Consider the following 12,039-nt stretch of genomic DNA (forward strand, 5'->3'; position numbering starts at 1 on the left):
CGTGTCTGCCGACCTCGCCCCCCAGCCCCGCGGAGTGACCCGATGACCGACGACGCCGTGGATGGCCCGGGCGAGCTGGTCGGCCGGGTGCTCGGCACCGCCGACGCCACCCCGCTGCAGTTCTGGACGGCGGTCTCCCCCACCAGCTACCTGCAGCTCGACGACGTGGTGGCCACCCGCCGCGAGCTGCCGGACCGGGAGCCGGTGACGATCGCCGGGGTGGTCACCCAGGTGCGCGCCCGACACGAGGGCGCCCAGTTCGACTCCGACGTCTTCGCGATCGCCGACGGCATGCTCCCCGCCCAGGTGCAGGAGGCCGCCGAGATCACCACCACCCGGGTCGACCCGGAGCTCTACGTCCCGCCGTCGCCGGGCGCCGTCGTGCACCGGGCCGAGGGGGACGCCCGGGCCCGGGCGCTGCACTTCGACCGGATGGAGCGGCGGATCCCGATGGGCACCGGCCGCGACGGGGTGCCGGTCTACCTCAACGCCGACTTCCTCGACGGCACCCGGGGCGCGCACGTCTCCATCTCCGGCATCTCGGGCGTCGCCACCAAGACGAGCTTCGCCACCTTCCTGCTCTACTCGGTCTTCCGCTCCGGCGTCCTGGGCGGTGACGCGGTCAACGCCAAGGCATTGATCTTCAACGTCAAGGGCGAGGACCTGCTCTTCCTCGACCACCCCAACACCCGGCTGGACGAGTCGACCCGCACGGCGTACGCCCGGCTCGGTCTGGACGCCGCGGCCTTCCCCGACGTACGCGTCTACGCTCCGCCCCGGGCCGGTGACGCCACCGGCACGCCGGATGTGAGCAGTCGGCTCAGCGGGGTGGACAGCTTCTACTGGACGCTCGACGAGTTCTGCGCCGACCGCCTCCTGCCGTACGTCTTCGCCGACGCCGACGACGAGCGCCAGCAGTACACGATGGTGGTGCACTCGGTCACCGCCCACCTGGCCCGGTACGCGCAGCCCGCCGACGGTGGGGTGAGCATCGACGGGGTCCGCCTCGGCAGCTACGCCGACCTGGTCGATCACATCGTCGAGCAGCTCAACAACGACGAGACCCGGGGCGACTGGGCCGGCAGCGCGGTCGGCCTCGGCACCGTCAACGCCTTCGCCCGCCGGTTGATCGGCAGTAAGAAGGACCTGTCCCGGCTGATCCGCGGCGATCTGGCCACCCGGCGCCCGCACCGGATCAACACCGCGGAGTCGGCGCAGGTCACCGTGGTCGACCTGCACAACCTGCCGGATCGGGCGCAGCGGTTCGTGGTCGGTGTGACGCTCAAGAGCGAGTTCGAGCGCAAGGAGAAGACCGGCACGGCCAAGCCGCTGCTCTTCGTCGTCCTCGACGAGCTCAACAAGTACGCCCCCCGCGAGGGCTCCTCCCCGATCAAGGAGGTGCTGCTGGACATCGCCGAGCGGGGCCGCTCCCTCGGGGTGATCCTGGTCGGCGCGCAGCAGACCGCCAGCGAGGTGGAGCGGCGCATCGTCACGAACTCGGCGGTCCGGGTGGTCGGTCGGCTCGACCCGGCCGAGGCGTCCCGCCCCGAGTACGGTTTCCTCCCGCCGGCGCAGCGGCAGCGGGCGCTGCTGGCGAAACCGGGCACGATGTTCGTCAACCAGCCCGACATCCCGGTGCCTCTCTGCCTGGAATTTCCGTTCCCTGCCTGGGCGACACGGGTCGCGGAGGCGGGTACGGTGCCCTCCCAGACACTCCGGTCGATCACCCAGTCGGCCGACCCGTTCGCCGTGGTGGGCTCCGGCGACGACGACATCCCGTTCTGAGGTGGTTTGAGCCGTGAAGATCCTGCACACCTCCGACTGGCACGTCGGCAAGGTCCTCAAGGGACAGTCCCGGGCCGAGGAGCAGAAGGCCGTCCTCGCCGGAGTGATCGAGGTGGCGCGGCGGGAAGCGCCGGATCTGATCATCATCGCCGGCGACCTCTACGACACCGCCGCCCCCACCCCCGAGGCGACCCGGTTGGTCACCCGGGCGCTGACCGCGCTGCGCCGTACCGGTGCCGACGTCGTCGCGATCGGCGGCAACCACGACAACGGCGCGGCGCTGGACGCGCTGCGGCCCTGGGCCGACGCCGCCGGGATCACCCTGCGGGGCAGCGTCCGCGAAGACCCCAACGAGCACATCATCGACGGTACGACCGGCGGCGGCGAACGCTGGCAGCTCGCCGCGCTCCCGTTCCTGTCCCAGCGGTACGCGGTCCGGGCCGTGGAGATGTATGAGCTGACCGCGGCCGAGGCAAACCAGACGTACGCCGACCACCTGGGGCGGATCGTCGCCCGGTTGACCGATGGCTTCACCGAACCGAACCGGGTGCACCTGGTCACCGCCCACCTGACCGTGGTCGGGGCGGCGACCGGCGGCGGCGAACGGGACGCGCACACCGTCCTCGGCTACGCGGTGCCGGCGACGGTCTTCCCCGGCACCGCGCACTACGTCGCCCTCGGTCACCTGCACCGCGCCCAGCGGGTCGACGGCGGGTGCCCGATCCGCTACAGCGGCAGCCCGCTGGCGGTCGACTTCGGCGAGCAGGAGAACATCCCGTCGGTGACCGTGGTCGAGGTGACCGCCACCACGGCCGCCCAGGTGCGCGAGGTGCCCATCCCCGCCGCCGCCACCCTGCGGACCGTCCGGGGCACGCTCGCGCAGCTCGCCGAGGTCGAGGTGCCGGATGCCTGGCTGCGGGTCTTCGTCCGGGAGCAGCCCCGGGCCGGCCTCCGCGAGGAGGTGCAGGAACTCCTCCCCCGCGCCCTGGAGATCAGGATCGATCCGGAGCTGGTGTCCGCGCCCGGCGGCGGTGCCCGCGTCGCCCAGCGCGCCGGCCGGTCACCGCGGGAGCTCTTCGGCGACTACCTGGACGACCGGGGGCACGCCGACGACGACGTCCGGGGGCTCTTCGACGAGCTCTTCGAGGAGGTCGAGCACTGATGCGGCCGATGCGACTGGATCTCGACGGCTTCACCGTCTTCCGCGCGGCGACGACGATCGACTTCACCGACGCCGACTTCTTCGCGCTGGTCGGACCGACCGGCTCCGGCAAGTCCACCGTGTTGGACGCCATCTGCTTCGCGCTCTACGGCACCGTACCCCGGTGGGGTGGCACCCGCGGGTTGGCGAACGCCCTCGCCCCGTCGGCGGCCGAGGCGCGGGTCCGGTTGGTCTTCGAGTCGGCCGGTGACCGCTACGTGGCCACCCGGGTGGTCCGGCGGGACAGCCGGGGCAACGTCAAGACCTCCGGCGCCGGCCTGCAGCTCATGCCGCCCGGCTTCGACCCGGCCAAGCTCGACACCGGGCTCAGCCCGGAGGACCTGGGTGAAGTGCTCGCCGGCACGGTCGCCGAGATGGAAGACGCGGTGCTGACGGCGGTCGGGCTGCCGTATGAGCAGTTCACCAGCTGTGTGCTGCTGCCGCAGGGGCAGTTCGCCGACTTCCTGCATGCCCGACCGGCGAAACGGCAGGAGATCCTGGTCAACCTGCTCGGCCTCGGCGTCTACGAGCAGGTGCGGGAGAAGGCGGGGACCCGGGCCAGCCAGGCCGAGGCGAAGTTCGAGGTGGTCAACCAGACGCTCACCGGGCTCACCGACATCGACGACGCCATCCTCGACGAGGTGTCGGTCCGCGTCGAGCAGATGCGGGAGCTGGCCACCGCCGTCACCGCCGCCGTTCCCGAACGCGCGGCGGCGCACACCGCGGCGCGGGAGGCGGGCGCGGCGCTGACCGCCCTCGACACCGACCTGTCCGTACTCGACGCCGTACGCGCCCCCGCCGGGGTGGCCGAGGTCGCCCGGGCGGTGGCGACCGCGCAGACCGACGCGGACGAGGCCACGACCGTGGTGGCGCTCGCCGAGGAGCGGGAGGAGAAGCTTCGCGGCGAGCTGACCGCGGCCGGCGACGAGAGCGCGCTGCGCCTGCTGCTGCGGGCGTACGACGATCGGGCGGGGCTGGCCGGCGAGGCCGAGACGGTCCGGGCGGCGGTGGCGGCGGCCCAGGCCGGGCACGCGGCGGCGACGGCGGAGCTGGCCGCGGCACAGGCGGCGGCCGAGCGGGCCGAGGCCGACCTGGCGGCGGCCTTCCAGGCGCATGAGCAAGCCAAGGCGACCGACCTGGCGGTGGCGCTGCGGGAGCCGCTGCACGACGGGGCCACCTGCCCGGTCTGCGAGCAGACCGTCGCCCAGGTGCCGGCGATCCCGGCCGAGGCGGCGGTGTCGGCGGCGGTCGCGGCCGGTAAGGCGGCGCGCGCGGCCAGCGAGACGGCCAAGGCCATCGTGGCGCAGCGGGACGGCGCCGTCCGCGAGCGGGAACGAGAGCTGGTGGCGGCGCGGGTCCGGCAGGAACAGCTCGACGAACGGCTGGCCGCCCTGCGCACCCAGCTGGCCGACGCCCCGGAGCCGGCGGCGCTGCACCAGGCGGTGGCCGAGCACGGGCGGCTACGGCAGGAGTTGGAGGAGTCGGCGGCGGCGGTCCGCGCCGGCCGGGACGAGGCCCGCCGGGCCCGGGCCGCGGTGGACACCGCACAGGAACGGCTCCGCACCACCTGGCGGGCCTTCGACGCGACCCGGGACGGGCTGGCCCGCTTCGGCCCGCCGGCCACCGACCGGGAGGACGTGGCCGCGGCGTGGACGACGCTGACCGACTGGGCCGCCGCCGAAGTGGCGCGGCGGCGCTCCGAGCGCGCCGACCGGGTGGCGGCGGTGAGCGCGGCCGAGGCGCAGGTGGCCGCGGTGGAGGTGCGGATCGGCGGGCTACTCGAGGCGGCCGGGGTGCCGGCCACCGACGACCCGGGCCGCGACACGGCGGTCGCCCTCGAACGGGCCGAGGCGCAGCTGCGGGAGGTGACCCGCCGCCGGGAGCAGGCCGGTGAGCTGCGCGAGCAGCGCGCCACCTACGAGCGTGAGGCGCAGGTGGCCCGCGCGCTCGCCGGGCATCTGCGGGCGAACAACTTCGAACGGTGGCTGCTCACCGAGGCGCTCGATCTGCTGGTGGACGGGGCGTCGCGGATTCTGCGCGAACTCTCCAGCGACCAGTACGACCTGGTCCACGACAAGGGGGAGTTCTTCGTCGTGGACCACCACGACGCCGGCCTGCGCCGGGGCGTACGCACCCTCTCCGGCGGGGAGACCTTCCAGGCGTCGCTGGCGCTCGCGCTGGCCCTGGCCGAACAGCTCGCCGGGATGTCGACCACCGCGGCCAGCCTGGAGTCCATCGTGCTGGACGAGGGGTTCGGCACGCTCGACACCGCGACCCTCGACACGGTGGCGGCCACGTTGGAGAACCTGGCCGCGCGGGGCGACCGGATGGTCGGCGTGGTCACCCACGTGCCGGCGTTGGCCGAGCGCATACCGGTCCGCTTCGAGGTCCGCAAGGACGCCCGGTCGGCCCGGATCGAACGGACCGGCCGGTGAACGCCGACGGCGGACGGAGGCGACCCGGGTGACCCGCTTCTTCGTCGACGCGTGGGACCCGGCGTACGGGGCCTCGTTCGAGGCCGCCGCCGGCGGCCCGGCCGCACCCAGCAGCGCCCGGGTCGAGGCCGACCACGAGCTGCCCGCGGTCGACTGGCGGGCGGTCGGGCCCCGGCCCGGCGTCCACCCCCCGGCCGTGATCCTCCTCGTCGACGGGGTACGCCGAAACGACGCCAGCCTGTGGCTGACCGAGCCCGACGGGGTCTCGTACCCGGGGCTGGCCGCCTCGTACGCGGCCGGGGTGGTCCGCTGCGACCTGGAGCGCGGCTCGGCCCAGCTGGCTGGTGCCCGGGTGGAGCGGGGGCTCTTCACCGCCAGCCCGTCCGCGGTGGACGTGCGCGCCGGCAACGTCCACTACCCGGTGCACCGGGTCGGCGGCAGCGGCGAGCTGGCCAAGCTACCGGCGGCGGTGCAGGGGCCGCTGACCGCGCTGGAGGTGGCGGTCTCCGGCGCCGCCCGCAGCGACGACGATCTGCTGGTGGTGGACGGGCCGCTGCGCAACCGACGGCTCCTGCCCCGCACCCTCGGCTACGTGAAAACCCAGCACAGTCAGTACCTGGATGCCCGGCTCACCGCGGTGGTCACCGGGCTGACGGCCGGGCAGCGCTCCCCGGTGTTCCGGCTCGGCACCGCGTGGGGCGGCTGGTCGTGGTACCTGCGGTTGCCGGTCGCCGGGGGCGCCCCGTGGGCGGGCATCGTCCGGGTGGAGTGCTCCACCGAGCTGGACATCGCGGCGGCGGTCGCGTTGGCGGACCTGTCCGTGGTGACCCTGCCCCGCTTCGCCTCCACCCCGTACAAGGACCCTCGGGCACCGCAGAACCTGATCCCCATCGCCGGCCTGGAACGCCGCCTGCGACGGATGATCGGCGACTCCCGGCTGCTGCACCGCGCCCTGGTCACCGCCGCGCGAAGCGCCACGCCCGCCGCCGCGCAGCCACCCAGCGGTACGGGCTGATGGGGCGCCGGCGCTCCACCGACCGGGCCGCCGTCGAGGTGGACACCGGGATGGCCGAGCTGGTCCCCGACCCGGACCGGGCGGGCTCCTGGACGCTGCTGCTCGACGGCGCCCCGCAGTCACACGTGGATCTCACCGACCCCACCCACCTGGAGTTCGAGTACGTACGCCGGCTCGGCGCCGCGATCGACCTACTCGCCCCGATCGGCGCCCCGCTACGACTGCTGCACCTCGGTGGCGGCGCGCTGACCCTGCCCCGCTACGTCGCCGCCACCCGTCCCGGCTCCACCCAACGAGTCTGCGAGGTGGACGGCGCGCTGGTCGAGCTGGTCCGCCGCGAGCTGCCCTGGCCCCCCAACCCACGACTACGGGTACGCGTCGCCGACGCCCGGGAAGCCCTCACCGGCCTCCGGGACGCCAGCATCGACATCGTGGTCGCCGACGTCTTCGCCGGCGCCCGCACCCCCGCCCACCTGACCTCGGTGGAGTTCGCCGCCGAGGTGGCCCGCGTCCTCCGACCCACCGGCTGGTACCTGGCGAACATCGCCGACGGCCCACCACTGCGGCACACCCGCCAACAGGTCGCCACCGTCCGATCAGTGCTACCCAAAGCCGCACTGATCAGCGACGCCGCGGTACTGCGAGGCCGCCGCTTCGGCAACCTCGTGCTACTCGCCGGCCGCACCACCCCACCAGTACCCGAACTGACCCGACAGGTCTCCGGCGACTGGTTCCCGGGCCGGGTGCTCGCCGGCGAGGAGCTGGTCCGGTTCACCGGCGGTGCCCCAGTCGTCCACGACACCGACGCCACCGACTCCGCACCACCCCCAGCGGGGCTCTTCTCGGTCGGCGGTTGATCCGGCGCACTCCCGATACCGAGTAGCCGGCCACTGTTGACTGATCCGCAGCGTCCGTACGATGACGAAAATGCCGGCAAAGCAGCTGAAGGTTGGCCTGCGGGTACCTGTCACCACGTCGAACGCGGGCAGCAAAGCAGACAGGGACCGGTCGGGCTCGGCTTCGTCCTTGTCGTACCGACGGTGGATCTCGACACGACGTGGCGGCTCTGGCGGGACGAGGGCCTGACCGTGACCCTTCGACCCCGAAGACGTCGGATGGGCGCGCATCTTCTACGGCCTGGACCCGGACGGCTACGAGATCATGTTCGAACAGTTCCCCGGCTAGTGCTGTGACCATGAACGTTCGCAATGTTGGTGGACACGCCGTCTAGCCTGTTGGCCAGGCGGTGGTCAGGCTGTGGTGGTGGCAGATCCTGCATGCGTGCGGCGGCTGTGTGATCAGGAAGGTCAGCAGTTGCTGCGAATCAATCGCCGGGGAACCGGCTGACCGATCCGACTGCGACGGGCCATGATCGTGCTCGCCTCGGCCGGCGGGAAACTGGCGCCGGCTATCGCCCGCCTCATGCAAGCCGACGAGGACACGGTCCGGCAGGTCATCCGCCGGTTCAACGAGACGGGAATGGCCAGCCTGGACCCTCAGTGGGCGGCCGGCCACCCGCACCGGCTGCCTACGAACACCAAGGAAGGCATGTCCAAGAAATAGATCATCCGCTGCCTCAAGCACTACGTCACCCGCGGGCTCTGCCAGCTCATCACGGCAAACGATCTTCAACTCGCGGCTTGACGTCTGTAGCAGCATCCTTGCCGGGCCGCCCCTGGGTCCACGAGCAGGATGGCGGAGAAACTCCGCACCAGCCTCACGCACCGGTGCGTGAGGCCTGGGCAATCCTATGGTCAAGTCAGACCAACAGACCGACCAGGCAGATCCCCAGAATCACGACCAGAGTCACGACGTTGAGGATCATCACGGTGGAGTGGCCGGTGGAGGTCTGTTCGCCGGGAGCGCCCAGTGCACCGCGTGCAAAGGTAACCGTAGGGGCCATGTACTCGAGGGCGAACTCTGCACCTCGAGGAATGTCAATCTCACAGGAAGCTCATCCCGCCTTCCGCGGCAGGACATAGGGCACCCACACCTCCACTCGACGCCGCCCCGGCTCAACCGCGAGGCGATGCTGACCCCAGCCTGAAACCGCTACGTCGACACCATCCACTCTGACCCGAGGCTTGGTGGCGCGGTAAAGAAAAGTAGTCGCAGGGTGGCTTATCGTGAGGTCAAGGAAGGTTCCTCCACCCTCTACATCTGAATGCCCCATCACGAACTCCTTCATTTCAAATGAAATGGTGAGGGTTCATAGCTACACGGCTTTCCTGCGCCCTCCACCGCAGCCAACCGCTGGTTACGGGGAGTTGCAAATCTTTTACCCCCGCTTCTTCTTACGCTCCCGCCTTTCTAGCCAGGCGACACTCCTCGGAACACCGACCACCCCGGTGACCAGGTACATTCCACTACCTATAATCAGGAACAAATATACCGAAGTCCGGATGATGTAAAACACTTGGACTGCCATAGCCCAGGCCCAGGCAGATGGGCGACCGTATTCACACCTGGAGTTTCCTTCCCCAAAGCAAGCTTCACGGAACTCGACTGCCTTACCACGGTCAGACGGGGTAACGACCGAATTATAAACCGTTGTTACCACCTGCCGGCCGTCCTGAGTTTGGACGGTGACGTCGCAGTGCCACCAGTACCCAAGACCATTACTGCTCACCGGCCCGACCCGTTGGCAATCCTGCACGGTGGCCACGGCTGGGCGCTCCGGAGGAGAGCTCTTCACAACGCCGGTACCGGGGTAGAAACTTACTAACGTCTCGGAGATCAGATACAGGACGGGAATAGCGACAAGGAGAGCGATTGCCATTGCAAACCGCGCCACCCGCCCCCAGAATGGCCCACGCCGTTCGTAGGCGGCGAGCGCCTCCTGCCGAGAACGCGCAAACTCCGCATCCATTTCACGAACGACCAAAACCGGCTGACAGCAGCGGGCTAATCATATTCAGCGGATTGGACGACGGGCCCGACTTCAATTGTTCCCAGTTGCCGGGAGTGTAATTCGCCACGGCCGCAGGAACAATACCGGCCCGCGGTGACAGCGCGCCGACAGTGACATCCCTGGCGACGGCCAGCCTCTTAGCCTGCTGGGAACCCAGCTTCGCAGCCTCCATCGCGATATTATACCTAGACCCGGAAATGAACTGTGAAAAGTTCCTACGGAAGAACGCGCTAATCGCCGATTTCATCGGAAGTAGGCCCCAAACGGTGCCACCCATCGCTTTTGGCCCACTGAGATGCTGAGATACCACACTTAATAGTGTTAGCTGCGAGCCCCCACCAATTCCAGCTCCGAAGACCGCCCCCAACCACCACCTAAGGCACCGAAAGCCGCACCGCTACTGAGGTAACGGCAATTTCTCCTAGGTTCTTTCGCTGCATTACGCCGGTTACTAGGTTACTTAACGCACCGGCAACCGCTCAACAAACAAGGACGCCTGCACCGACGGTAACCGCAGTACACCATTTTGCCCGACGAAGGAGGCCGTAGCTCCGAGACACAGACCAGCGACCCCGCCGCCGACCGAGCCCACTGAACTAAGAATTGCTTCACCAAATCAAGACGACCTGGCCACGCCGGACGCACGCGCACGCGCTACAGCCGTTCCCGCCCCGCGCGCACGCGCCCACGCAGCAGACCACTCAAACCGGCACAGCAATCAGCGCGACGGGAAGACCATTCGACCTCCGAGCCACGACGATCCCTTCGCGCCATCGGCCACCCGGGGGCACCGTGGAGATCTGTCACCGATCTATCAATTCACATACATGCTGGCCGCCTAACATCAACCGTGACAGCAACCGGCATGCACAGCCACGAACTCCAGTGCATAGAATTACGGCAAGGCTACGGATCGTAGTGTCGACTTGGCACTCGCCACGGTCGAGATCAACGCCCTATGCGGAGTCCCCTTGCGAGGCGAATTGGCAGAAGTCGACCGAGCCAGAATGAACACTACTTTCGACCCGAAGGGTCAGGCCAGGCTTTACCAAAACCCGCCTGACTCCTCCGAGCCGCCATTGACGTTACGGCCATTGACGTTACGCTGTGCGCCGATGCGCCCTGTTCTGGAATTTACAACCCTCTCCCGCGAGATGGTTGCCACACCCGCCTACAGCACCTCGGAAGCTCATCCCGAGCACCTCAATAGCTACACTACGGACTCCCGCCAATCCGTCGGACGATGCTTGACATTCCCTCCGTAGCAGCTCTCAACGCGTGGTCAAGAGCAGCAAGATACTCCACTCGATTTTGAGCATAAGAGTCGGAGGACACCTTTTGCCACGCATCCCGGTAAGCATCCTCTAGATCAAGGACCTCTTCGACAAGTTCTGCTCGCTGGTCGAATGAAAGACCAACCTTACCCTGCAGGAGCATGCTTAGTTGAGCCCTGGTCGAAATGACGTCCCCAACGAGGCGAATATGCGCTAGACCAACCCTCTTACTTAAGAGGATATCCGCAAGGACAGCATCGTGATGTTCCTCTTGACCTAGCAACGCAGCCCCTAGCCTAGAGTCCTTTTAAGCGCAATCATTCCTCGCGCTCCTGCCGGTATATCTACGCCACCAGCGCGCAAAATCGACACACAGTAGGTTACGCAACTATTGTGAATCCCATCATAGCCGCCGAGATCCGCTCCAATTGAGCGTTGCTGGGCCCGCATGGCCGCCCCCACATCAGGAACATCGAAGGTCCGCTCAATAACATTTGGACCAAGCGACTCCGCTCGCGCACCCGTCGTCGGGAGACTATTTAGGCTTCCTACCCCATCCCATCCTGGGATTATTTGCTCGGTCTCCAGTGACCTGCCGCCGCCCTCTACCCGAATCGTGGCATGCTCCATATCGGCGCCCCAACGCACAGTTGCCTTACCACCACCGCAGCTGTGTGCGAGGACCGGCGTGTTGCCGGCTACCACATAGTACGTGTGGCATTCTCACGGCCAGCACGGAGAGTGACCTACGATGGCATGTCGTTGACCTGGGCTTTCATCGAGCGCAACCGTGTCGGCCCTCGGCACAGGACCTGGTTGACGGCAACAGTGACGGCAACACGGACAGACACCAGCACACGCCACGGCAGGCCGCCAGGAGCGTCCCAGTTGGGCGTCCTCGACACCCTCTTCTTAGACAGCCGGTCCAGCCGCAAACGACGACCTATGGGCGGCACGCCCATACGAGGGGTCACCCCTCTGGCCCAAGGGCGCTACGCGCCGCCTGCGATCGCCCCACAGGCACCCCTTGACCCCGGAGCCCACTACGCGGCCCCGCAGACGCCGACACCGGGCAGACACCTGACGGTGCCCCATCCGCCACCGCACCACCCAAAGCAGCCAAGACGACCGAAGCCTGTCCAGAAACAACCAGTAGAGGGCGACTCACGAAGTAGATCTGGTCCAAAACTGCTTCACTAATTCAAGAGCAGCCCGGCCGCGCGCACGCCCACCACGCCGCGCCACTCAACTTTGGGGAAGACCCCCGGCACGGCCATGACAGTCCCTTAAAGCTAGGCCGGACGGGCGGTCCTGCGAATCGAAACCCCGCCGCCAAGCGGCCCGGTCAGGCACAGCCACATCGACTTCCATCGACGTGCTTGTATGTCATCGGAGTCCTGACGGCAACCGTGACGGCA

Annotated in this window: 9 protein-coding genes and 1 pseudogene; 7 read left to right on the forward strand and 3 right to left on the reverse strand. The window is 68.7% G+C overall.

Annotated features, from left to right (window positions below):
- Positions 1–42 precede the first annotated feature (42 nt).
- From B116_RS0107565 to B116_RS28165, 7 genes and pseudogenes are all read left to right on the forward strand, one after another.
- A complete protein-coding gene (locus B116_RS0107565) occupies positions 43–1,785 on the forward strand; it encodes an ATP-binding protein (RefSeq protein ID WP_018721725.1) in 1,743 nt (580 codons plus the stop codon).
- Between the two features lie 13 nt (positions 1,786–1,798).
- A complete protein-coding gene (locus B116_RS0107570; protein WP_018721726.1) occupies positions 1,799–2,947 on the forward strand; it encodes an exonuclease SbcCD subunit D in 1,149 nt (382 codons plus the stop codon).
- A complete protein-coding gene (locus B116_RS0107575) occupies positions 2,947–5,421 on the forward strand; it encodes an AAA family ATPase (protein WP_027659682.1) in 2,475 nt (824 codons plus the stop codon). The genes B116_RS0107570 and B116_RS0107575 overlap by 1 nt, the downstream gene beginning before the upstream one ends.
- A gap of 28 nt (positions 5,422–5,449) precedes the next feature.
- The gene (locus B116_RS0107580; protein WP_027659683.1) at positions 5,450–6,436 is read left to right on the forward strand and encodes a hypothetical protein; all 987 of its coding nucleotides are present in this window, start codon (positions 5,450–5,452) and stop codon (positions 6,434–6,436) included.
- On the forward strand, positions 6,436–7,293 hold the full coding sequence (locus B116_RS0107585) for a spermidine synthase (RefSeq protein WP_027659684.1): 858 nt from the start codon (positions 6,436–6,438) through the stop codon (positions 7,291–7,293). Before B116_RS0107580 ends, B116_RS0107585 begins: the two co-directional genes overlap by 1 nt.
- 111 nt (positions 7,294–7,404) lie before the next feature.
- Positions 7,405–7,621: pseudogene (locus tag B116_RS27990) on the forward strand (VOC family protein); the annotation flags it as partial.
- Between the two features lie 183 nt (positions 7,622–7,804).
- Positions 7,805–7,999 (forward strand): helix-turn-helix domain-containing protein, encoded by a 195-nt coding sequence (locus tag B116_RS28165; protein ID WP_018721730.1) that lies wholly within the window; start codon positions 7,805–7,807, stop codon positions 7,997–7,999.
- Positions 8,000–8,195: 196 nt separating this feature from the next.
- Here the strand turns inward: B116_RS28165 and B116_RS27800 are convergent, their stop codons facing one another.
- The 3 genes from B116_RS27800 to B116_RS27355 all read right to left on the reverse strand — a co-directional run bounded on the left by B116_RS27800 (position 8,196) and on the right by B116_RS27355 (position 9,519).
- Positions 8,196–8,339, reverse strand: coding sequence for a hypothetical protein (locus B116_RS27800; protein WP_020678953.1), 144 nt, complete (start codon positions 8,337–8,339; stop codon positions 8,196–8,198).
- 375 nt (positions 8,340–8,714) lie between these two features.
- Positions 8,715–9,305 (reverse strand): DUF6346 domain-containing protein, encoded by a 591-nt coding sequence (locus B116_RS28955; RefSeq protein WP_223874526.1) that lies wholly within the window; start codon positions 9,303–9,305, stop codon positions 8,715–8,717.
- Between the two features lies 1 nt (position 9,306).
- A complete protein-coding gene (locus B116_RS27355) occupies positions 9,307–9,519 on the reverse strand; it encodes a hypothetical protein (protein WP_155255726.1) in 213 nt (70 codons plus the stop codon).
- Positions 9,520–12,039 lie beyond the last annotated feature (2,520 nt).

The organism is Salinispora fenicalii (assembly GCF_000514815.1).
Lineage (GTDB): Bacteria > Actinomycetota > Actinomycetes > Mycobacteriales > Micromonosporaceae > Micromonospora > Micromonospora fenicalii.